21 protein-coding genes are annotated in these 24020 nt (G+C 41.9%); 7 read left to right on the forward strand and 14 right to left on the reverse strand.

Annotated features, from left to right (window positions below):
• Positions 1-118: 118 nt before the first annotated feature.
• From BK139_RS02835 to BK139_RS02865, 7 genes are all read right to left on the reverse strand, one after another.
• Positions 119-1072 (reverse strand): glycine-rich domain-containing protein, encoded by a 954-nt coding sequence (locus tag BK139_RS02835; protein ID WP_076256567.1) that lies wholly within the window; start codon positions 1070-1072, stop codon positions 119-121.
• Between the two features lie 101 nt (positions 1073-1173).
• Complete coding sequence (locus BK139_RS02840; RefSeq protein ID WP_076256569.1) at positions 1174-2364, reverse strand: DHH family phosphoesterase; 1191 nt, start codon at positions 2362-2364, stop codon at positions 1174-1176.
• 101 nt (positions 2365-2465) lie between these two features.
• Positions 2466-3806, reverse strand: a complete 1341-nt coding sequence (locus tag BK139_RS02845) for a YjiH family protein (protein WP_076256571.1) — start codon at positions 3804-3806, stop codon at positions 2466-2468.
• Between the two features lie 46 nt (positions 3807-3852).
• On the reverse strand, positions 3853-4833 hold the full coding sequence (locus tag BK139_RS02850; protein WP_076256573.1) for an agmatinase family protein: 981 nt from the start codon (positions 4831-4833) through the stop codon (positions 3853-3855).
• Positions 4818-6104 (reverse strand): imidazolonepropionase, encoded by a 1287-nt coding sequence (gene hutI, locus BK139_RS02855; RefSeq protein ID WP_076256575.1) that lies wholly within the window; start codon positions 6102-6104, stop codon positions 4818-4820. The genes BK139_RS02850 and hutI overlap by 16 nt, the downstream gene beginning before the upstream one ends.
• A gap of 195 nt (positions 6105-6299) precedes the next feature.
• Positions 6300-7961 carry a urocanate hydratase gene (gene hutU / locus BK139_RS02860; protein ID WP_076256578.1) on the reverse strand — a complete coding sequence of 554 codons (1662 nt, stop codon included), beginning with the start codon at positions 7959-7961 and terminating at the stop codon, positions 6300-6302.
• Positions 7962-8134: 173 nt separating this feature from the next.
• A complete protein-coding gene (locus BK139_RS02865; RefSeq protein WP_076256581.1) occupies positions 8135-9619 on the reverse strand; it encodes a response regulator transcription factor in 1485 nt (494 codons plus the stop codon).
• A gap of 148 nt (positions 9620-9767) precedes the next feature.
• Here BK139_RS02865 and BK139_RS02870 point away from each other — a divergent pair, with 148 nt between their 5' ends.
• A complete protein-coding gene (locus BK139_RS02870; protein ID WP_076256583.1) occupies positions 9768-10220 on the forward strand; it encodes a cupredoxin domain-containing protein in 453 nt (150 codons plus the stop codon).
• A gap of 109 nt (positions 10221-10329) precedes the next feature.
• Here BK139_RS02870 and safA read toward each other — a convergent pair whose 3' ends face one another.
• Positions 10330-10956 (reverse strand): SafA/ExsA family spore coat assembly protein, encoded by a 627-nt coding sequence (safA, locus tag BK139_RS02875; RefSeq protein ID WP_076256586.1) that lies wholly within the window; start codon positions 10954-10956, stop codon positions 10330-10332.
• A gap of 294 nt (positions 10957-11250) precedes the next feature.
• Here safA and pflB point away from each other — a divergent pair, with 294 nt between their 5' ends.
• The 3 genes from pflB to BK139_RS02890 all read left to right on the forward strand — a co-directional run bounded on the left by pflB (position 11251) and on the right by BK139_RS02890 (position 15786).
• Complete coding sequence (pflB, locus tag BK139_RS02880) at positions 11251-13476, forward strand: formate C-acetyltransferase (protein WP_076256588.1); 2226 nt, start codon at positions 11251-11253, stop codon at positions 13474-13476.
• 100 nt (positions 13477-13576) lie between these two features.
• A complete protein-coding gene (gene pflA, locus BK139_RS02885; protein WP_076256590.1) occupies positions 13577-14305 on the forward strand; it encodes a pyruvate formate-lyase-activating protein in 729 nt (242 codons plus the stop codon).
• A 419-nt stretch (positions 14306-14724) separates the two neighbouring features.
• Positions 14725-15786, forward strand: coding sequence for a hypothetical protein (locus tag BK139_RS02890; RefSeq protein WP_076256592.1), 1062 nt, complete (start codon positions 14725-14727; stop codon positions 15784-15786).
• A 37-nt stretch (positions 15787-15823) separates the two neighbouring features.
• Here the strand turns inward: BK139_RS02890 and nadE are convergent, their stop codons facing one another.
• Together nadE and BK139_RS02900 are read right to left on the reverse strand one after the other, a co-directional pair.
• On the reverse strand, positions 15824-16645 hold the full coding sequence (gene nadE / locus BK139_RS02895; RefSeq protein ID WP_076256595.1) for an ammonia-dependent NAD(+) synthetase: 822 nt from the start codon (positions 16643-16645) through the stop codon (positions 15824-15826).
• Positions 16646-16672: 27 nt separating this feature from the next.
• Positions 16673-18130 (reverse strand): nicotinate phosphoribosyltransferase, encoded by a 1458-nt coding sequence (locus BK139_RS02900; RefSeq protein WP_076256597.1) that lies wholly within the window; start codon positions 18128-18130, stop codon positions 16673-16675.
• Positions 18131-18518: 388 nt separating this feature from the next.
• Between BK139_RS02900 and BK139_RS02905 the strand changes: the two genes are divergently transcribed.
• Positions 18519-19577: a glycoside hydrolase domain-containing protein gene (locus tag BK139_RS02905; RefSeq protein ID WP_076256600.1), complete on the forward strand. Its 1059-nt coding sequence runs from the start codon at positions 18519-18521 to the stop codon at positions 19575-19577.
• 254 nt (positions 19578-19831) lie between these two features.
• Here the strand turns inward: BK139_RS02905 and BK139_RS02910 are convergent, their stop codons facing one another.
• Positions 19832-20761, reverse strand: a complete 930-nt coding sequence (locus tag BK139_RS02910; RefSeq protein WP_286147786.1) for a putative bifunctional lysylphosphatidylglycerol flippase/synthetase — start codon at positions 20759-20761, stop codon at positions 19832-19834.
• Positions 20762-21298: 537 nt separating this feature from the next.
• On the opposite strand from BK139_RS02910, the gene yidC reads away from it, so the two are divergent.
• Complete coding sequence (gene yidC / locus BK139_RS02915; RefSeq protein ID WP_076256605.1) at positions 21299-22087, forward strand: membrane protein insertase YidC; 789 nt, start codon at positions 21299-21301, stop codon at positions 22085-22087.
• A 109-nt stretch (positions 22088-22196) separates the two neighbouring features.
• On the forward strand, positions 22197-22751 hold the full coding sequence (locus tag BK139_RS02920) for a YhcN/YlaJ family sporulation lipoprotein (RefSeq protein WP_076256607.1): 555 nt from the start codon (positions 22197-22199) through the stop codon (positions 22749-22751).
• 40 nt (positions 22752-22791) lie between these two features.
• On the opposite strand, the gene BK139_RS02925 is transcribed toward BK139_RS02920, so the two are convergent.
• The 3 genes from BK139_RS02925 to BK139_RS02935 form a co-directional block, all read right to left on the reverse strand.
• Positions 22792-22995 carry a DUF6501 family protein gene (locus tag BK139_RS02925; protein WP_035330842.1) on the reverse strand — a complete coding sequence of 68 codons (204 nt, stop codon included), beginning with the start codon at positions 22993-22995 and terminating at the stop codon, positions 22792-22794.
• Between the two features lie 55 nt (positions 22996-23050).
• On the reverse strand, positions 23051-23293 hold the full coding sequence (locus BK139_RS02930) for a hypothetical protein (protein WP_076256610.1): 243 nt from the start codon (positions 23291-23293) through the stop codon (positions 23051-23053).
• An 88-nt stretch (positions 23294-23381) separates the two neighbouring features.
• On the reverse strand, positions 23382-23828 hold the full coding sequence (locus BK139_RS02935; protein WP_076256612.1) for a VOC family protein: 447 nt from the start codon (positions 23826-23828) through the stop codon (positions 23382-23384).
• Positions 23829-24020 lie beyond the last annotated feature (192 nt).

Here is a 24020-nt window from a genome sequence, read left to right on the forward strand (position 1 = left end):
TCTTCATCTTCTGGCTTTTGCTTTTAGATTTTATGGTTTTCTTTGTAGTTTCCTTTTGGCAATGTTATGGCTGCATTTTCACCGCCAGTTGTCCTGACCACTTCATTTGGACTGCTTTTTAGCTGGAGCATCCGCCTCCACAGCTTGAACAGCTAGAACCGCCTGAATCATGTCCTCCTCCAGAATCATGATCATTGCTGCTGCATGAGAAGCCGGAGCAGTAAACCATTCCAGCAGAATGGACTTTTGCGAGCTCCTCGGGAAGCAATTCGTTCATATTGTCCTCGAACCCGTCTGGTTCATAAACCGAAAAATACACGGCTGGGAACAGCAGATAGGAATACTGGCTTATAGATGCGGGCTTCGTAAATTCCAGCGGCTTTTTCTCAAGCTTTATTGATTCTGATTCAGAAATTTCATACTTCAGTTTTACTATAATCTTCTTTTTCAGTTCAAGCCAATCATTTCCCGACCTGAAATACTTATTTAGCAGTTGAGTCTCATTCATGCTCCTGAAATCATCAAGTATTTCTTTTTTAATAGGATTTTGCAAAAATCCTCCCCATATTCTGCTGCTATTATAGCCTGCCTCAAAAAGAGTTAAGTACACCCAGTCAAAAAAGGCCCTTTCACCCGGGATGGGAGTGCTGTTCATATTTGGTGAGTGGTGAAGATATCCACCGAAGAAATTCTTGGAAAATTGATCATAATCACGGGTAAACATGAGCATTTCATGCCATATTTCATCGGCTTTACTGCTGAACATAGGCACCGTTTTAAGGATTGCATTCATCACAAAATATCTTTTCAGCTCAAAAAATGTCCAATCATATGCGTAGTCTTTCCATTTCGGGTGCTCTCTCAGTACACGATTTTTTATATTCTCCCTGTACCCTTCAGGTAAAGATTTTTCTAATTGCTGGATCATCGGCATAAAGTCGTCTGACTGGATTCCCAGATGCTCAGGACATGGCTCATCTTTTAAAAAGGAATCTCTTTTCGAACCACCCACTAGAGCTTTAATGAATATGGCAGCGAAAACAACACCGAAAATAAGTAAAAATATTTCCATTAATCCTCCCCCAATCTATATATGTTTAAATTATATATTAATTTTAACATTATTTAACAGGGAGGGAAGCTGAAAAAAAACCGCCGCATATGGCGGCAGTGCTAATTTTTTGCCTTAATATAAAAACGCTTTAAAAATTCAACATAAATATCATCATGAACAAGCCATGCCTGGTTTTTTCTTTTAATGTAGTTTTCTGCTGCCTGGAAATCCGGGTAAGGTTCCTGTATTGGCTTACCGTTCATTTCAAGGATCCACCTGTCATCGGCTTCAGCAAAAATAAAGAATTTGTCTCCTTTCTTATTTTCGTACAGTGACCCCTGTTTCGCGCTTTTATTATTGTATTTGTTTTTAAATGCATCCTGTCTCAAAGGGTCCAGGGGAAAAATGTCCTGAACGAATAGTTTATAAGCATCTTTTCCCATCGAACAGCCTGATGCTTTGGCATGTCCGCCCCCTCCAAACTTTCCGGCCACGGCAGAAACATCAACATGGTCATGGATTGTCCTGAAACTGATTTTTTTGCCCCCGAGATTTAAGATAGCGATATAGTCGATATGGGGATACTCTTTACCAAGCTCATTGCCAAGCTCCGAATGATAAGATTCTGCATGGACTATGCCTGTACAATATTCCCCGATGAACGTTTGTACCAATTCCCGCTTCTTCCGCCTGACGTAACGTTCAATTTTCTCCTCTTCCATATCCAGCAATTTCTGTTCAAACTCATCAAATTCGAAAGTATCTGAGTTCATGATTCTTTCCGTCATTTTTTCTTCGAATTCTTCAATGGAAATCATGAAAAATAAATCATTCAGATTTTTTGCCTTTATATTTTCATTTTGGTCCCATTCCCAGGTGTCATACTGTCGGACAAGCTCGACAAATTCATCGAGGGCAGAAGACGGCTGGATCAGTCCATGCTCCTGGAGATACTCATATAGCAAAGAGGTTGCAGCCGTAAGCCTGCCATCTTCATATTGGACCCTCACTTTGCCCCAACTGTAATCATTAAAATGAAGAGCTGTTTTGTGATGGTCAATTAATCTGACGTTTCCACCGCTTTTTGCCAGATCATCAAGCCTGATCAAATTTTCATCGTTAACTGATAAATCGGTGATAAATAAAAAATCATCTTTTATATTTTTTTCATTTTCCAGTAATTTTTCTATCTGATAATCAAGTCCCATCACAGAGTTATAGCGTACCTCAACATCTTTTCCAAAAGCAATCCTGGCAACAATGCCGCACCCGACGCCATCAAGATCATTATGTGTATACAGCCTGTACAAAATCCATCACCTGCTATTCTTAGACTCATTCCTCTGTTAGTTTGGTTACGGAGGAAAATTCTATGCGAAAAATCCCCGCTGAAGTGAGCGGGGATTTCCAGTTAAAGCAGCAAATAAGCCAGCGGAGCAGTAATGAGTATGGTCAGAATGGTTCTTTCTGCCCAGATGACAAGCAGCTGTGGAATAGTAATAGGAATTTCTGTTGATAAAATACACGGGACAAGTGCAGAAAAGAAAATGATAGCTGATACGGAAACAACTCCGATTACAAATTTAGTGACTAGTGCAGCCTCCGCTGCAAGCAGGGCTGGAAGGAACATTTCAGCAATCCCCACAGCACTTGCCTTTGCTGCCAATAATGGCTCAGGAAGCTGTACGAGAGCCGTAAATGGATAAAAGATATAACCCAGCCAATCAAATACAGGAGTGAATTCGGCGAGAATCAGTCCCAATAAACCTACTGACATAATGGAGGGCAAAATGGACATTGTCATGACAAACCCATCTTTTAAATTATCCTTTATATTTTTCCATAATGCGGGTGACTCAGCTGCTGTATCCATCGCTTCTTTCCAGGCAGCCTGCATACGACCCCCTGTAAAGGTTTCAACCGGAGGCTCCTGGCCATTGTAATAATCTTCGCTCATTGACTTAAGTGGCCAGATTCTTACGGTTATAGCCGTTACGATGAAAGTGACAGCAAACGTCGTCCAAAAATATGTGTTCCAGATGTCCATCAATCCAAGTGTTTTAGCCACAACAATCATAAACGTTGCGGAGACCGTTGAGAACCCGGTAGCAATAATGGCTGCTTCCTTAATGCTATATTTTCCTTCTTTAAATACCCTGTTGGTTATGAGCAGTCCGATTGAATAGCTGCCTACAAAAGAAGCAACTGCATCAATAGCTGATTTTCCCGGTGTTTTCCAGATTGGCTTCATAATCGGCTGCATGATGACACCGAAAAATTCAAGCAATCCATATCCAACCAGCAGGGCAAGAAATACGGAGCCGATTGGAACAAGAAGTCCAACAGACACCACCAGTTTCTCAAACAAGAAAGGTCCCATGCTCGGGTCAAATAGCCAGGCAGGGCCGAAACCGAAGACAATCATAATGGCTGTGAAAAATCCGATTACCTTAAAAAAAGAGAAAACAGTATTTACTTTATTTTTGTTCCAGGTTTTTGTATAGAATGGATAAATGGCGCCGAGCAGTATGACAAGCAGCGCATAGTATGTTACAGCTGCAGGCAGGTATGTCTGAATCGCAGTGACGATATGGTCCAGCATTATGGAGGATTTCTCATTAACAGTGACTGGTATAAAAAACATAAATATGCCAATGGCGCTGAAGAGAAAAAACTTAGCTTTATTTTTAATAGTTGCATTGGGATTCAGTTCAGGCTGGTGAGATTGACTTAATACTGTTTCTTTTTCCATTCTCATTCCCCCTCGTTATTTAGGGGCAAGGAGCAAAGTGCGCCCCTTACCTTCTGTTCATTAAAGCTGTCAAAAAGGTCAGAAATGTGTAGGTGCCTGCCTTCACGGTCGGCTGTGCCTGGTGATCTCTTGTTGGATCAAGGCAGACAATATCCATGGCTGCCGTTTTGGAGGAAAGACCAGCTGCATATACGGCCGTAAATAGTTCTTCAGTGCTCATGCCGCCTGGTGTGGATGCAGGAACGCCCGGTGCAAAACCAATATCCAGCACATCCATGTCAATCGTGACATAAATTTTGTCCACTTTTGATTCCAGCTGCCGGATTGATTCTTTAACCGTTTCTTCAATTCCCCGTCTTCTGGCTTCCTTTAAGGTAATATAATTGAGCTTATGCTCTTTAGCATAATGGACGAGCGACTGGCTGTTGAAAAAGCCATGAAGGCCAATATTGTAGACATTTTCCCCTTTAATCTTGTTGTTCTGAATCAGATTGCGGATGGGCGTCCCATTTGTCGGTCCATGGTCTTCAAGGCTTCTGAGATCAAGGTGCGTATCCAGCTGGAGAATGCCGATTTCCTTTTCAGGCTCCAGTTCCTTCAGGCCGCTGACCAGCATGGCTGTAATGGAGTGATCTCCTCCGATCGCTATTGGGAATGAATCAGGAAATTGCGTCCGAACGTCCTTCATCGTTTGCTTTATATTGGAATGACATTGCGGAATATCCGTGAAATGCATTTTCACGTCACCAAGATCAGAAACCTTCAGCTTTTGAAGATCCCTTTCAAAATCCAGATTGTACGTTGAAAATCCTTTCCAGGACCTCCTGAAGGATTCAGGGAATTCAGATGCTCCTGATGCACTTATCGAGGAGCGGGAAAGAGGGACACCGAAAAGCACGACATCCCAATTTTCTTTCTTTAATTCCTCTTCCCTCTGGATTTGGCAAATCCATTCACTCACCTTTACGTCAGTTCCCAGTTCGGTTTGCGGCCAAAAAAACCCGGGAGGATTTATTGTTGGTAGCATAAGCTTCCTCCTTTAACGACCACTTCCCCATTTTTAATCACTGTGTCTGTATGGTTCATGCCGTAGTGATACTGCATTTGCATATAGTTCGGCACATTGAGCAGAAGCAAATCAGCCTTTTTGCCGGGCTCTATGCTTCCCACTTCTTCTGCCCGATTGATGGCATGTGCTGCATTAATGGTAGCGGCGGCAATCGCTTCTGCAGGTGTAAGCCCCATGTGCATGCATGCAAGATTCATCATAAATGGCATGGAGCAGGTTGGGGAAGAGCCGGGGTTGCAATCGGTTGATAAAGCAACTGGAACACCCTTATCAATCATGCGGCGGCCTCTGGCTGCTTCAGCCATCAGGAAGAATGCTGTGCCTGGAAGAAGCACGCCGATTACTCCCTTTTCAGCCATCATTTCCATGCCCTTATCAGATGCTCTAAGCAGGTGATCTGCAGAGATGGCACCAACTTCTGCAGCAAGCTCGGCCCCCTCATAGGGTTCGATTTCGTCGGCATGGATCTTAGGAATAAGACCATGCTTCTTCCCTGCTTCAAGAAGTTTTCTGGACTGTTCCGGTGTGAATACGCCTCTTTCGCAGAAAATATCATTGAATTCAGCAAGCTTTTCTTCCGCGACTTTCGGGAGCATTTCTTCAATAACTAAATTTATAAAAGCATCTGGATTCTCTTTGTATTCCGCAGGAACTGCATGTGCCCCCATAAAGGTGCGGACAACATCCACCGGATGCAGTTCATCCGCTTTGCGGGCTGCCGTCAGCTGCTTTCGCTCTGTTTCCCAATCCAGTCCATATCCGCTTTTTGCCTCTATCGTGGTTACTCCGTGTTTAAGGAAGCGATCAAGACGGACAAGACTCGCATCTACCAATTCCTCTTCAGATGCTTTTCTGGTCATAGAAGTGGTAGCGTGAATGCCCCCGCCATTGTTCATAATTTCCATATACGTTGCCCCGTTCAGGCGCATATTGAATTCCTCTTCCCTGCTGCCTGCATAAACAAGGTGTGTATGCGGATCAACCAGTCCTGGAAGAAGGATTTTTCCTCTCGCATCAATGATTTCAGCTTCCTGAAGCCGGCTTTGATATTCAGCTTGGAGTTCCGCTGTTGTCCCTGCTGCTTTAATTCTGTCCTCTTCAATCCATACTGCCCCGTCTTCAATGATGTGAAGCTCGCTCATTTTTTCTTTTGCCAGGGGCTGTTTGGAGCTGCCCTTTAAGGTAATCATCTGATTTGCATGTTTGATAAAAATAGGTTTTGAGTGCATTTTGTGCTCCTCCTTAAAAAATGGAAGTTCCAATCCGCAAGTATCACGGATTGGAGGGCTTCCTCATTGAAAATATTAATGTTTATTTGCAAGTTTCAGAGTTTTATTTGCAGAATTGACTCTCTTATTTGCAGATTAGCATGGTTTATTTGCTGATTTTTCGCTGCTATTTGCTAAGTTCATAAAAGGGAATCTTTATTTCATCATTGGAATGTTTACGCCTTTTTCTTTTGCTGTTTTGATAGCAAGATCATAGCCTGCATCTACATGGCGTACGATTCCCATTCCAGGATCAGATGTGAGGACACGTTCAAGGCGCTGTTCCGCTTCCTTCGTGCCATCCGCAACGATGACCATTCCTGCATGAAGAGAGTAGCCCATTCCTACGCCGCCTCCATGGTGGACGGAAACCCAGCTTGCTCCGCCGACTGCATTAATCAGAGCATTCAGAATTGGCCAGTCTGCCACTGCATCACTGCCGTCCTTCATGGCTTCTGTCTCGCGGTTTGGAGAGGCAACTGAACCGGAATCCAGATGATCACGCCCGATAACAATCGGTGCTTTAAGTTCCCCGCGGGCAACCATATCATTGATGATTTCTCCAAATCTTGCGCGCTCCCCATAACCAAGCCAGCAAATTCTTGAAGGAAGTCCCTGGAATTGAATTTTCTCCTGTGCCATCTTGATCCATTTGCAAAGATGTTCGTTATCTGCAAATTCGCGCAGGATCACTTCATCTGTTTTATAGATATCTTCAGGGTCTCCTGATAATGCTACCCAGCGGAAAGGGCCTTTCCCTTCACAGAATAACGGACGGATGTAGGCAGGCACGAATCCAGGGAAATCAAATGCATTCTCGACACCCTCATCTTTTGCAACCTGACGGATATTGTTTCCGTAATCAAATGTAACTGCGCCCTTCTTTTGCATGTCCAGCATAGCCTGAACATGGACAGCCATGCTTGCTTTTGATTTCTGAACATATTCAGCAGTATCTTGCTTCCGCAGAACAGCTGCTTCTTCTAATGAATAGCCGATTGGAACATAGCCATTTAAAGGATCATGTGCAGAAGTCTGGTCAGTCAGGACATCCGGGGTGAAATTCATTTCAAGCATTTTTGGCAGAATTTCAGCTGCATTGCCTAATAGTCCGATAGAAAGGGGACGTCCTTCCTGTTTTGCCTCTGTTGCCAACTTAATAGCTTCTTCAATGGAATAAACCTTAGTATCCAGATATTTCGTTTCAAGTCTGCGGTCAATGCGGTGTTCATCCACATCAATGGCAATGCAGACACCATCATTCATGGTTACGGCGAGCGGCTGGGCACCGCCCATTCCCCCAAGGCCTGCTGTTAACGTAATCGTTTGTTTCAGTGAGCCGGAGAAGTGCTGTCGGCCAAGCTCAGCAAATGTTTCATACGTTCCTTGCACGATCCCCTGGCTTCCGATGTAAATCCAGCTTCCGGCTGTCATTTGGCCATACATCATCAGGCCTTTCTTATCAAGCTCATGGAACGTATCCCAGTTTGCCCAGGCCGGCACCAGATTCGAGTTGGCGATCAATACCTTTGGTGCATCTTTATGTGATTTAAATACCGCAACCGGCTTTCCGGATTGAACAAGTAGTGTTTCATCGTCTTCTAATTCATGCAGGGTTTTTACAATCGCATCATAGCAATCCCAATTTCGGGCAGCCTTCCCTATGCCGCCGTAAACAACCAGCTCTTCCGGAATCTCTGCAACCTCTTTGTCTAAGTTATTCATAAGCATGCGGAGTGCCGCTTCCTGAATCCAGCCCTTTGCATGCAGCTCACTGCCTTGATAATTTTTAATTTCTCTTTTTGTTTCCGCTTTCATTGTTATCCCTCCAATGTTATCTCATATTTAGATTTTATAATGAGAACTATCTGAAAAGTAGAATAATTAGATTTGTTTTTTTGTAAAAATATAAGATTATATTCTTAAATTTAGTCTATTTTTATATTAATATTGGTGTTTTTATAAAAATCAACAAAAATAAAACCTCCCATTTAAAAGGAGGTTTTGTGCAGACTTTTTCTAAATTGATTAGGCGGCATACCTTTAATTTTACTGAACACTTTATTGAAGTATTGCTGATTGCGAAAACCGCAGACGGATGAGATTTCTTTTATGCTCATTTCTGATTCCAGCAGCAGCTTGGCAGATTGCCTGATTCGGGTTTCATTAAGGAGCTCCCGAAAAGATTTGCCGCATCTTTTTGCCAGCATGGAGCTGATATAGTTCGGGTTTCGATCTGCATATTCAGCTGCCCTTTCAAGGGTGATCGAAGAGTCCCAGTAATTTGTTTCTATAAAGAATTGGACTCTGTCTGTAAGATCAAGCTTCAGTTTCTTATCAGATCGAATGGTCTCAAACACATAGGAAATGAAGCTGATCATTTCATTAATGATCCGGTAAATCAAGGGCGAATAAAGGATCGTCTGGAATAAACGAAGGTATTCCTTCTCCATATCTCCGTCGGCCAGACGGAATGTTTTCATATGCCTGCGGATTTGAGCAAGAATACTGGTCAGCCTGATTCTGATAAGCCCGGGTTCAGGATATGGATCTTCCAATATAAGAAACTCTTTGGAAAACCATGATTTGATCCCTTCTAAATCCGCCTGATTCAGGAAATCAATCCAGGTGCTCTGTTCCTCTGGGGTTAAGAAGGGATCGATGGATAGCCATTTAGGCAATGAGGCTTCCTCAATTACCTGATTAAATCCCCTGAAAAAAGTTAACTCCATTAATTTTCTGTTCGCATCATAATGGTTTTTAAGAGTATTCTGATCATCTCGGCCCGTATGAATGCTGATGGCAATTGGTTCAGCTGAGTTTTCCTGCCAATTCCTCATGAATCTGACGCTCTCCTCTTTCCATGATACGCCCGATTTTTCAGAAACTATCAGTACCATGTCACTTAAAATAAAATAATCGGCTTTTTTCTGGAACCCATAGCTTTCCAGAAATTCATATAACTTTGGAAGCTCAAGGACATTCTCAGTTTTTATGCCAATGGAAAGAAAACGTTCTGCCGGTTCTGGAGCTTCTAAAAATATATCCTGATAATGAAAGGCTTTATCAGTAACCATTCCTGAGCTTTTTACAGCCGCTGGAGTTTTCAGCTTCTGGCGCCTATGAATGTTTCTTGCAGATTTCAGTAAAATATCAGCTGAAATGGGCTTAAGTATTAAATCGACTACACCCATGTCAATGGCTCGTTTTGCCTGTGAAAAGGTGGCTTCCATTGTAAGTGCAATAAGATCCGGCCCTATAATTTGAATGGTTTTTAAGAAAGAGCTGTATCTATCTTCCTTTATCAAATCAAGTTCAAAAATCAGCAGATCGGGCTGAAAAGTCTCAAGCTTTTTAATAAGCCCTGCCTCATCTACGGCAGACTCCACATCCCATGCATTCATTGAAGATCTCAACAGCCACTCTATACCCTTTGTATCGTACTCATCCCGATTGGCCACAAGTACCTTGTACATGCTGCCACATCCTTTTTTAAATCTATTATGAAATAATTTTTCAGCAGCTGTAAAGAAAAATCGGAAAAATCCCGCAAATAGTAGACAAGTTATGATGCCCTTACAGCATATCTATATATGGACAACTAATTTTGGAAGGAGTATGACCATGCCTTTTCTTGTATTAAAGAAACGCAGCATCATTGCCTTTGTCATCATTTTTTCAGTCATTGTTTCTGCATCTGTATGGTTTTTTTCAAAGTCTGATAGTTTGACGGTCTTCAACCAGACCGAAGGTGAAAAAGTCCGGGAAATCCATATGGTTACGGGAGAATTTAAAGCTAAGCTGCCTGATGGCAAGGAAATCGAAGCGTATCGCTGGGATCCGGGAACCATTTTTCTCGAAAAAGATGAAAAGGTAAATTTGAAGATTTGGGGAGTCAACGGAATGGAGCACCCTTTTATTATCGAAGGAACCGATATTAAGGGAGTTGTAAAGAAAGCGGAAGAAACAGTGGTCCCTCTTCAATTTGAAAAAGAAGGCATATACCGTCTTGTTTGTCTTACACATCCGGATAAAGATAATAGCGGACCGATGATTGCTTATATTGTAGTAGATTAATGGGCAAAGCAAAAGCACCGGAATCTTCCGGTGCTTTTCTTTACTGTCCAGCTCCAGCCCCTACCCCCTCGAGGAGTCGGGGGTGGGCAAGGCGCTGGAGCTTTTCTTCTTATTTCCCAATAAACATTTGTGTCCAATAGTGTCCGTAAGTTCCGCCCTGTGCGTAGCCTACTCCGATTTCTGTGAAGTTCGCAGATAGGATATTTTTGCGGTGACCTTCACTGTTCATCCATGCAGTTACTACTTCCTGAGGCGTTTTTTGCCCGGCAGCAATGTTCTCCCCAGCAGTTCGGTAGGTGATTCCGAAGCTCTTCATCATATCAAACGGGCTTCCGTATGTAGGAGAGTTGTGATCGAAATACTTCTTATTGATCATATCCTGAGATTTGTACCTTGCTACTCTCGCAAGCTCCCAATTTGATTTCAGCGGCTTTAACCCGTACTTTGCTCTTTCCTGGTTAACAAGCTGGACTACCTGCTCTTCCACCCCTGTTGTGGCTTTTGAAAGAGTAGGGATATTCACCTTTTGTCCGGGATAAATGAAGTTCGGATTGGAGATTTGCTGATTGGAATTGATGATTTCAGGAACTCCCACCTGATACTTCATCGCGATCTTCCACATCGTATCCCCTGGCTGAACGGTATGTACTGTTGATGCTTTTGCATCAAAATTGAATCCAAAGACAAGTGCGACAGACAACATTAAAATGAATGAAAGTTTTGATAGTGTTTTCATATTTATATTTAATCAAAATCTTCTATTCTTATAAACAGGTAATTGTTGGCGCAGAATGTAAGAATTTCAAAGTGATTGCTATCTGTTTTTTTATGCAGTGTTCCATCTGTATATAACAGTTCTAAAAATCCGGGTGGTTTTGTACTACACGTTTTGCTTGAAGATACTTAACTTATTACATTTCACAATACGTTCAAAATCTTTGTGATTTATTTCACATAAAATCTGTTATATTGAGTGTATAGTAAATTTGTAATAACTGTTATATAAATAATCTCTTTGAGGTGAACTGGCATGGAAAGATGGAACGGCTTTAGTGAAGGCATTTGGACACGTGAAATTGATGTTAGAGATTTTATATTAAAGAACTTTACACCTTTTTCAGGAGATGAATCTTTTTTGGAAGGCCCGACACAAGCTACATCGGTATTATGGGAAAAAGTAATGGCTCTCACCAAACAAGAGCGGGAACAAGGCGGCGTGCTCGATATGGACACAGAAATCGTCTCCACTATTACCTCACATGGACCTGGTTATCTGTATCAGGATAAAGAAAAAATTGTAGGTGTCCAGACTGACCAGCCATTTAAGCGCTCTCTTCAGCCATTTGGCGGAATCCGCATGGCTGTGGCTGCCTGTGAAGCATATGGCTATGAAGCCAGCAAAGATATGGAAAAGATATTTACGGATTACCGCAAAACACATAACCAGGGTGTGTTTGATGCCTATACCGATGAAATGAAACTCGCCCGTAAGGCCGGCATTATAACCGGTCTGCCTGATGCATATGGCCGGGGCAGGATTATCGGTGATTACCGCAGGGTTGCCCTTTATGGGGCTGACCGCTTGATTGAAGCAAAAAAATCTGATTTGAAATCGACCTCAAATGTAATGACGGAAGAAAATATCCGATTAAGGGAAGAGATTTCAGAACAGATCAGGGCTCTGAAGGAACTGAAGCAGCTGGCAAACAGCTATGGTTTTGATATATCAAAGCCTGCAGGAAATGCTCTTGAAGCTTTCCAGTGGCTGTACTTCGCCTATCTTGCTGCCATCAAGGAACAAAATGGTGCAGCAATGAGTCTTGGCCGTGTTTCCACTTTTCTTGATATTTTCATAGAAAGAGACATAAAGAACGGGATACTTACCGAGACAGAAGCGCAGGAGCTTGTTGATCACTTTGTCATGAAGCTGCGTCTAGTTAAATTCGCCAGAACGCCTGATTATAATGAATTATTCAGCGGTGACCCTACATGGGTGACAGAGTCCATTGGCGGGATGGCGCTTGATGGCCGCCCGCTTGTCACAAAGAATTCTTTCCGCTTCCTTCATACCCTTAGAAATCTCGGTCCGGCTCCTGAACCGAACTTAACGGTATTATGGTCTGCCAAGCTACCTGAGAACTTCAAAAAATATTGTGCCAGGATGTCAATCGAAACAAGTTCAATTCAATACGAAAACGACGATATCATGCTTCCTGAGTTTGGCGATGATTATGGAATTGCCTGCTGTGTTTCTGCAATGGAAATCGGAAAACAAATGCAGTTTTTCGGAGCAAGAGCCAACCTGGCAAAGGCACTCTTATATAGCATTAACGGCGGCAAAGATGAAAAACTGGGCGTTCAGGTCGGCCCTGCTTATGCCCCAATAACATCAGACATCCTTCAATATGAGGAAGTGATGGAGAAGTTTGATTTTATGATGGAATGGCTGGCAGGCCTCTATATTAATACGCTGAATATCATTCATTACATGCATGATAAATATAGCTACGAACGAATTGAAATGGCTCTGCATGACTCCGAAATTCTCAGAACTATGGCCACTGGCATTGCGGGTCTGAGTGTTGCGGCCGATTCGCTAAGTGCCATCAAATATGCAACCGTTAAGGCAATCCGTGATGAGAACGGGATAGTGGTTGATTTTATAACAGAAGGAGATTTTCCGAAATACGGCAATAATGATGATCGAGTCGACAGCATCGCTATAGACCTGGTGGAACGGTTTATGAAGAAGCTCCGAAAGCATCAGACGTACAGAAACTCTATGCATACGATGTCGATATTAACCATTACTTCAAATGTGGTATATGGCAAGAAAACGGGCAATACACCTGATGGAAGGCGTGCCGGAGAGCCATTTGCCCCAGGTGCAAATCCCATGCACGGAAGAGATACGAAAGGAACGCTTGCTTCCCTGTCCTCTGTTGCAAAATTGCCATACAAACAGGCGCTCGATGGCATCAGCAACACCTTCTCCATCGTCCCTAAAGCACTTGGTAAGGATGATGAAAGCCGTGTTCGCAATCTGGTATCCATACTCGATGGATATGCCATAAAATCCGGGCATCACTTAAATGTCAATGTATTTAATAAAGAAACACTTCTGGATGCCATGGAACATCCGGAGGAATATCCGCAGCTGACCATCAGGGTTTCAGGCTATGCAGTAAACTTCATTAAGCTGACTAAAGAGCAGCAGCTTGATGTAATCAATCGAACATTCCATGAATCCATGTAACCAATCGGATGGCGGGCCATTTTATTCGGCCCCCTTCTTCAAAAAGCTTTAGCAAGGTGCAGCTGCGGCTGCCCCGGGGCTTATAGAAAGGAAGATGATCATGCACGGCAACATTCATTCAATAGAGACATTCGGTACAGTAGACGGACCTGGCATCCGGTATGTTATTTTTACACAGGGGTGCCTCCTGCGCTGTCAATTTTGCCATAATGCAGATACTTGGGAAATTGGAACAGGGAAGCAAATGTCCGTTTCAGAAATCATGAATGACCTGCAATCCTATCTCCCTTTCTTCGAGGCTTCCGGAGGCGGCATCACAGTCAGCGGCGGTGAACCTTTACTGCAGATTCCATTTCTTATAGAGCTTTTTAAAGAATGCAAGAAACTTGGCATTCACACTGCCGTTGATTCATCAGGAGGCTGCTATTCCAGCTCCCCGCTTTTCCAGGCACAGCTGAAAGAGCTCATGAACTATACGGACCTGGTGCTCTTGGATTTGAAGCACATTGATAGGGAAAAACATAAAAAACTGACAGGACTTACAAATGGACACATCCTTCAATTTGCCCGGTATCTGTCTGATCATCAGGTGCCTGTCTGGATCCGCCACGTGCTGGTGCCAACAAGGTCGGATGATGAACGGGATCTCGAACGATTGGGCTGTTTTATAAAAGAATTGAATAATGTGGAAAAAATTGAGGTCCTCCCCTATCACAAGCTTGGTGTTTATAAATGGGAAGCGCTTGGCTTGGAATATCCGCTGAAGGATATTGAGCCTCCGAGTGAGGAGAAAGCGGAATGGGCTTATCGGATTTTGACTGGGTTATAGATAGTTTGGTTTGATTTAGGATCTTAGATGAAACGTTTTACGTGGTATGCCCCAATTTTGTGATTGGGGCTTTGTTTTTAGCTTGTATTTGTTATGGGTGTTGGGTTCGGACTCAAAACGGCGAACTGGGTGCTCGCTGAGTCAGAAGATGGCTGGGGTTCTGACACAAAAGTGATAACTGGTGCTCGCTGAGTCAGAAGATGGCCTGGGTTCAGACACAAACCCGCGAACTGGTGCTCGCTGAGTCAGAAGATAGCTAGGGTTCTGACACAAACTCGCAAACTGGTGCTCGCTGAGTCAGAAGATGGCTAAGGTTCGGACACAAACCCGCAAACCGGTGCTCGCTGAGTTTGAATTCACCAAAATTCCAATATGATTTCCCCCTCAAATAAGCTATAATTAAACCGAGGTGGATAATTATGACAATTTCATTGAAAAGGCCTAAGTGGCTGGTGTTTGGTGTACTTTTATCTATGATTCTGTTTTCCAACTACATCCTATACAGAACCCCATTCTTTGGTCCGGTTCCGGACGGTGCGGCGGTTGGCTCCCTGTTTGATTTGCTGGTTGTTGTACCGCTGTTGGCGTATTTCCTTATCCTGCGCAAAAGGTATTCGCTGAAGTATTTAGGGGCAGTTATTTTAGCAGGGTACGCAGCTGCTTATTTTATTATCCCTGCCAGCCAATTTTCGCAGTTTGCCTTTTTGCCGTATGTAATTGTTTTTTCCGAAGCGCTGTTTATTGGGCTGGAGCTGTTTATTGCCTATAAGATTCTTACTAAACTGCCTGTACTTTTAAAAGAATACCGCAGGCTGGACGGTGTTAATTCGCTTTTTCTTTTTAATGTAAAGAGTGCGGCTGAAACCCATTTACCGAATAATAGATTGGGTACTATATTCGCGACTGAATTCGCTATGTTTAATTACGCCCTGTTCTCATGGAAAAAGAAGCTTTCCATAAAGCATGGAGATTCATTCACCTACCATCAAAAAACAAGTGTAAATGCTGTTTATATTATGCTGATCCATGCGATAGCCATTGAATCGATCGGACTTCATTATTGGCTTCATTCATGGAATGCAATTGTGGCCTATATCATCTTAATAGCAAATATATATGGCATTTTATACTTTCTGGCAGAAATTAACGCCACCCGCTTAACCCCTTTCGTGCTTACTGATACTCATTTGCTGCTGCAGTCAGGATTCTCAAAAAGCATGTACCTTCCATTGGAAAATGTTAAAGAAGTCAACTATTATGATGGTCCTGAAAAGTTCAGCAGACAAGAAATGAATGATGTATTTGATGCCAGAGTGTCTGATCTTATCCAGGAAAAGCCGATGTTCGAAATTATACTGAAGGAGCCGGCAGTTTATGAGCTGATGTACGGCATAAAAAGAAAAGCAAGCCGCATCGTTCTGAATGTGGATGAACCGGAGAGATTTTACCATGATGTTTCAAACAAATTAGCTCAAAAGTAAAAGGAAAATCCACAGGGATTTTCCTTTTTGAGTGGCTTTATTTCCACCAGTTATCGTGCATGGATGCCGGCATCTGGCGCTTATGTTCGGTAACGAAGTAACGTTTTTCAATCTTTTCTGCCGCTTCCGGACTTACTGATTTTCCTTCGAGGTAATCATCCAATTCATCATATGAAATACCTAATTCGGTTTCATCAGCCTGTCCGGGCTTCTGGTCCAGAAGATCCGCAGTCGGCACTTTTAAGTAAAGTCTTTCTTCTGCCCCAAGCTCTTTAAGAAGTGCCTTTCCCTGTCTTTTAGTCAGTCCGGATAGTGGCAGGACGTCTGCTCCGCCATCGCCATATTTTGTATAGAATCCTGTGACTGCTTCTGCTGCATGATCTGTTCCAATAACCAGCAGGCCGTATTGGCCGCCAATTGCATATTGGGCGATCATTCTCATGCGTGCTTTCACATTGCCTTTATGATAATCCTTTAACGGTTCCTCAGGCAATATGCGATCATATTCGGTTTTTACTTCATCAACTGCATTTTTAATATTAAATACAACTTCACGGTCAGCCTGGATGAAAGAAAGCGCAAGCTGTGCATCCTCTTCATCCTGCTGTACACCATATGGCAGACGGACTGCCATGAATGTTGCCTCCTTGCCTTCTTTTCGCAATTCTTCAACGGCGAGCTGTGCAAGTCTTCCGGCGAGAGTGGAATCCTGGCCGCCGCTTATGCCAAGTACATACCCTTTGGCATTCGTTTTAACAAGGTAATCCTTTAAAAACTGGATTCTGTTTTTTAACTCTTCTTTTGGATCCATTGCTGGATTCACGTTTAAATTTTCCATAATTTCTTTTTGCTTATTCATTGCAGGTTCCTCCCTCTTCATAAAGCTTCAGCTCTTTATATTTTGTTTTACCTGGCTGATCATGTTCATTTTATTATCCCAGCACTCCTGGCTTAGGTCGACCGGGTATTCCTCCGGATTTAGAGAACGGCGGTATTCATCCCATAATACGTTGAGATTTTCCTTTGCAAAGCTCTGCATCTCTTTTAAGGATGGAACTTTATAGGTGAGCTTCCCTTCCTGAAAAATCACTTTATGCAATTCTCTCGCTTCAAAATTGGTAACGAATTTGCTTACGAACGTGTGAACTGGATGGAACATCTTAAGCTTGGATTCTGCTTGAGGATTCTCATGATCCAGTGCAATATAGTCTCCCTCTGATTTATGGTTGTCTTTGTTAATAATCCGATATACTCTCTTTAGACCGGGAGTGGTCACTTTTTCAGGATTGCCGCTGATTTTTATTGTGTCAGTCATCTTACCATCTTCATTCTCTATTGAAACGAGTTTATAAACAGCTCCTAATGCCGGCTGCTCATAAGCCGTAATCAATTTTGTGCCTATGCCCCAAATATCGATTTTCGCTCCTTGAGCTTTGAGGTTAATGATGGTGTATTCATCCAGATCATTTGATGCAATAATCTTAGTATCATGAAAACCGGCATCATCCAGCATTTTTCTCGCTTCTTTGGACAGATACGCCAAGTCCCCGCTATCCAGTCTAATTCCTTTAAAGTTGATTTGACCTTCCATTTCCCTGGCTACTTTAATGGCGTTCGGGACTCCGGATTTAAGCGTGTCATACGTATCTACGAGAAAAACACAGTCCTTATGGGTCTGGGCATATTTCTTAAAAGCGGTATACTCATCCTGATATGCCTGTACAAAAGAATGGGCATGGGTTCCTGCAGCTGGAATGCCAAATTTTTTGCCGGCTCTTACGTTTGAAGTGGCATCAAACCCTCCTATATATGCTGCTCTCGTTCCCCAGATGGCAGCGTCCATTTCCTGTGCCCTTCTGGAACCAAATTCCATAGCTGTCCCATCGCCAATGACTTCTTTGATTCGTGTAGCTTTTGTCGCAATCAAAGTTTGGTAATTTATAATATTTAATAGTGCTGTTTCCACGATCTGGGCTTCTGCCAGTGGAGCTTCTACACGCATAATCGGCTCATTGCCAAACACAAGCTCTCCTTCTTCCATTGATTTAATGGTTCCTGAAAAAGTCATGTTTTTCAGATAATCGAGGAAATCGTCAGCATAATTCAATTCGTTTTTTAAGTACTGCAGGTCGCTTTCGGTGAATCTGAAATTCTCAATATACTCGATAACCCTTTCGAGCCCGGCAAAAACACCATATCCATTCCCAAAAGGGAGTTTCCTAAAATATACTTCAAAGACCGCTTTTCGATTATGTATTTTGTCTTCCCAATAAGTCTGCGCCATATTGATCTGATACAAATCAGTATGCAAAGCTATACTGTCATCCGCAAATTCCCTGTGCATAATCTCAAACCTCCTGTGACAAATCTTACTTATGTATTTCTTTTATTGGCTAGTATCCCCCATTCACATCTTTCTCAACTTAAATGGATGAAAAATTTGCCTATTAATTTAATAGTAGTGAAGTTCAAAGCCTTAAGCAAATTTTTCAGCCTGAATATATACGGATATTTACCCATTTAAGACTTTTTTACACATTCTCAAGCATGTGTTCATTATTAAGAACAAATGATATTATCCCGTTATAACACTTCGAAAATATTTCCCGAGCGTCGGCTACTGTAATATTATTTTAAGATAAGAAACTATTCTTCACTCCCCTTTTGATGCAATCACCAACCTTCCGCCCTCCGCATAAGATGTCATGAACTGACAAGGAGGGCTGTGAGATATGGATAGACGAGGCCTTTTGCCTTTCGTTGTGACCGCATTTTTTGCCGTAATGATTTCGCTCTTTACTTTTTCGCTTATGGATACAAAGGATGCCGAGCCGCCAAAAACAGTGACCGTTCCAGATGGCCAAAGCAAGAGCCATGATAGTGATATCTCAAATGAGGTAAAAAATAATATCAAAGGCAATAAAGCCAATGTGAATAACTCAATCGACAACGATTTAAATAATAGTGAAGACAGCCAAATCGATAATAATGTTACGAACGATGTAGAAGTAAATGTGGATGTAAATGTAACAAATACGATAAAAAATAAGGCTGATAAAAATCAGGACTCCGGTCAAAAAGATAATGAAAACAGCAGCGGCAATAAGGGTAAGGAAAATGACCAGGACGGCCAGTCTGGGGATGATGAAGTCGTTTGGGGTGTAGACTCGGCAAGTCTCACTACAAGCGACTTGCTTTCTTGTGTTCGTGAAAACTTTGGATCTCCTAAAGTATGGGGACGGTATTTAGGTGAAAAAGAAGGTGTATCAGCAGGCATTACACCCGAAGAGGCTCAACTGCTGCAAGGCAATGATATTAAATTACTCGTGATATGGAATCGATTTAATGATGCAACAGGCCTTGAAAATGGACAGAGTGAAGCAAGAGCAGCTGTTCAATTGGCAAAAGAGCTGGGAATACCCGAGGGTGTCGCGGTTTTTGCGGATATCGAGCCTAGTTATCCTGTCGACTCTTCTTTTATAGAAGGCTGGTATCAGGCCATGTCTGAATCACCTTATGAATCTGGCATTTATGGAATTTTTGATGAGGATAAGGCCCTGAGGAAAGCTTTTGAACAGGCTGCAGCCGAAAACTCTCCCCTTCTTGAAAACACGTTTATATGGACTGCCGCGCCGAATATAGGGATCACTGCCAAGAAACAGGCACCTGAATATAAACCTGAAGCTCCGGAAAACTCACTGATTGCGGGCTGGCAGTATGGAATTGATGCTGAGGCATGCAATATTGATACAAACTTATTTAACAAAGACATTTTGGATGTTCTTTGGTGAATAAAAATATAGAATTGTATTGGCGAGGTTTACTTTTAATATATTATTTACAGAGTTGATTGGAGCGGAAGGTGCGAGATCCTCAAAAATGCATTCGCATTTTCTTCGTGCGGTGTTTACTCAAGGAAGCATATTCAAAGTCCTGCCCCGCTGTTCGCTGAGCAGCCTGGAGCGGAATTCAACGGACAACATTGTTGGCTAAAACAACATTTTATACGAAAAGAGCCAAAAATAAAGAGCCCCTAAAAGCTCTTTTACATTTTAAAGCTGTTTTTTGGCAATCCGTTATTCCAAAACTGATTCATGATAAACGGAGTGCCGATAAACACAGGAACAATATAATAGCTGAGACGGTAGAACATGAGAATCAATAGCCCCAGTTCTGATGGGACTCCCTGTGATTCCAGTCCAATTAAAAATACAAAGTCAAAGGATCCTATTCCGCCTGGTATCATACTCGCAATACCGGCACAAGCAGAGATAATGACAATCGGAAACAAAACAAAAAATGGAATCGAAACTTCCAGTGCCCTGGCAATTCCCCAGATACATATGATAATAAACAGCCACTCCAGTAATGAAACCGTCAGCAGTTCCCCTGCAAACCCCTTCTTGATGTGCTTTGTATTCCAAAATGACGACTTAAAAAAGTAAACGCCCAGCAGCAGCGGTGTGTAGGCAGCGACAGCCCAGACTGCGAGCTTTATAAGCTTTACATCATCATACAAATGTAAATCGGTAAATAGGACAACCCATGATAATATAGACAAGCCTGTAAGGTAAAAAAGTGACAGCTTAGCAATTATTTTGATATACGGTGTACTGCCAGTCAGGTAATCTTTATAAAAATAGGACCTGAGTGTAGCTCCTGCCACACCTCCCAGTCCGATAAAGTTAGAGAAAGCGTTAGCAGATAAAGAATAAAATAAAAGCTTTTTTTTAGGAACCCTAATTCTGAAAAGCCTTTGCAAAATTTCATCATAAAAGTACATTGGAAAAAGGGCAGCCAGTCCCAATAAAAGGATAAAAAATATTCGGCGGACGGTTAGCCGGTCAACATAAAGCTCAAGGAGAGCCCAATTAAAATCAGTGAATATCCCTTTTGCTTCAAGCATGACAAACAGCAAAATGAATAAGGGTACAAGGAGTTTGGCAAGCGTGATAATTGTTTTTTGTTTGAACAAGGACAAAATACCCCACCATTCATTTAGAGAACTAGAGATAATTTAATCTCCCTGATAGAGTGTATCATACAAAAGCTTAATATATATATACTTTTTCCTATTATATTCCTATTTAGTGACAATAGAATGGACAAGAAATAAGTTTTTGCAAATGGTTCAATATCTGCAATTGTTATCAATACTGCATTCAATTATACTTAAATATGTGAATAGAGGTGAACTGACATCTTTGAACTAATAATTGAATCGTCTTTTATTTCATCAGAATATACTCTTTATTTAACATATATCATTGGTTTAGCTGCTAAGCTGTTAATCATTTGGAAATTCAAGCCTGCTTTTTATAGTCCCGGAAATCTCGGGAATGAACAAAAGGAATATGAAAACCTTCCAGAATTTTGCATGGATCGGACCTTTATTTGCGATTTGATTCAGTCGTGGATGGCAAAACTGATCCTGAAAAAAGGCGACCAAAGCGATGAGCCGGAAGGCCTCTCCCCTATTTTATAAAAAAATATAGCGGGAGGTTTGACCTGAATGAGAAAAATAAAACGGTTGCTGGCCATTACAATGATCATCATATTGCCAATATTCTTATCTGCCTGTCAGGCACAAGGAGGACAAGAAACAAGCTTTTTCCATCATTATTTTGTCAATCCGTTTGCATTGGCCATACATGGAACGGCTGTTTTCTTTCATGGGAATTTCGGACTGGCCATAATCTTCATTACGATCGTGATTAGACTGATATTAATGCCTTTAATGCTTAAACAATATAAAAATCAAAGCTTAATGAAAGAAAAAATGGATAAGTTAAAACCTGAACTTGATAAAATCCAGCAAAAGCTGAAAACAGCGAAAAAACCGGAGGAGCAGCAAAAGCTGCAGCAGGAAATGTTCGGTTTGTATCAATCACATGGAGTGAATCCTTTGAATGCGGCGGGATGCCTTCCAATCTTAATTCAAATGCCCATTTTAATGGGGTTCTATTATGCCATTAGAGGAAATCAGGAAATTGCGGCACATTCATTTCTCTGGTTTAATCTGGGTCATTCTGACATTTGGATCACGATCATTGCAGGAATAGTGTACTATCTTCAGTACCGGTTCACACTTAGCAATATGACTGCGCAAACGCCAAAGCAAATGAAATTCATGGGTTTAATGTCTCCTGTAATGATTATGCTGGTTTCTTTAAATGCTCCTGCAGCTTTGCCGCTATACTGGACTGCGGGCGGATTGTTTTTAGTTTTTCAATCATGGCTTGGAAGAAGATTATATACAAAAGATAAAACTGATCATGTGCAGTTTATGTCAGAATCGTAATGTAACAGGGAGCAGGCTTAATGCCATGCTCCTTTTTTGTTTAAAGAAATTTGAATAACAGTGTCTATTCTTGGAAAGATAAGGGGGAAATTCAAAAGGAGGAAAGTGTATGATGAAGCGTAAATTAATGATGACAGGAGCACTGTCAGCTGCATTGCTTGCAGGCTGTGCCATGAATGATACTGATATGAATGAAACAGCTCAGAGAAACAGAGACCTGACAGAGCCGACTAAAGTGAACGACAGCAACTATGGCGAAAATGGACGCACTACTGAGCCGGGGATTGATCTTACCCGCACGGGAACGGACAATGACAATCAAAATGATTCCCCTAGAATGAAGGTTGCTGATAAAGCTGCCGATAAAATCACCTCTATTCCAGAGGTTGAATCTGCAAATGTCATCGTAACAGACAATAATGCCTATGTGGCCGCACGCTTAAATGATGGAAATGGAGAATTGACTAAGGATGTTGAGGGGAAGATTTCAGATCAGGTGAAAGCTGTCGATCAAGACATCGATAATGTGTATGTTTCTGTTAACCCCGACTTTTATGGCCGAATGACAGGATATTCAGAGGACATTCGGGCTGGTCATCCAGTAGAAGGATTTTTTGATGAATTTACACAAACTGTGCGCAGAATTTTCCCGACACAAAGATAAAAAGAAAACGGCCCATAACAGGCCGTTTTCTTTTTGAGGTTTAAGCATCCTGGAAGTAGTCTTTATAAAATCCGCTTACTTTTCCGGAATTGTCTACAATGAAATAAAATTCTTCTGTTTCATTTTTCACATCATAGATATTCCCTGCTGTTAAAGCCCGGTCTACAATGTATTTTGCTGCGTCTGTGTGCACACATTTTACTTTTTTCAATGTTTCGCGTTCATGCCAGTTTAAATGAATCACTATTGCCACTCCTTCAAAGTCTGCATTACTTATATGTTTAGTTGTTTAGTTTATATTATAATGAAAAGGAACGGTTGTCTGCAACCAGATTCTCTTTAACGGCTGGCATTAGCTTCATTATTTTTCGAAGTCGCTTGATTTTATCTGCCTCAAATGTAAAAACTTCTCCAGTTAACGAGTTTTTCATTGTTACATAGTTAATTTCACAGATCTGGTCTATTCGTACAAATTCTAAATGATCATAATGTTCATTCTCATATTCCACTTCATAAAAGCCATTATCTGCTAAAATTTTCATTTTGATGACCCTCTTTCTAAGATGATGGCAAAGGTTATATACCACCCGCTTAGCCTGTTTCAAACCACCAAATGAAATTTTGCAGGATTTAGCTTAGTTTTTCCCAGTCACTTAGGTGCATTGGATTTAGGTGAGGTTTTGCCTGCCCCTCTAAGACAGCGATATATTCTAATGAGTGGCCGTCCGGATCAAAAAAATAGACTGAAGCAGCCGGCATCCATGTATGGACAATCGGTTCTGCCGGTGATAGGCCAAAGCTTTCCCTCACCTCGATCTCTTTTTCGGTTAAAAATGGAATAATCCCCCTCAGCTTCTCAGGTGAAACAGAAAAGGCTATATGATTTCTCTTAATTGGGGTGTCTTTTGTTTCCCAGATGCCCAGCATGTTCTCTTTATTTTCACCGAGAAAGAAAAATGCTGCTTTTCTGTCTTCTGTTGTGTAAGCTGCTTTAAAGCCGAGGTTTTCATAAAATTTGATGCTTCTTTCCAAATTGCTTGAGTTTAGATGTGCTTCATATAATTTTGCTCCCTGCATGGTAAGTCCTCCAATTCATTTTTTTCTGTTTTTATCGCAGTCTAACGGGCAGTAAGACCCCCACTTCAAGACTCAGAGGGATCAAAGGAGGATTAGCGGGGGTCACACTGCCCGTAAAGGCCCGATTGGTGAGATACAGTGAAACTTGCCGACGCGCAGGCAGAGGCTTAGTTGAACCAATCGGGTTCGTAG

The sequence above is a fragment of the Paenibacillus sp. FSL R5-0490 genome (assembly GCF_001956215.1).
In the GTDB taxonomy this organism is placed as follows: Bacteria; Bacillota; Bacilli; order Bacillales; family Cytobacillaceae; genus Cytobacillus.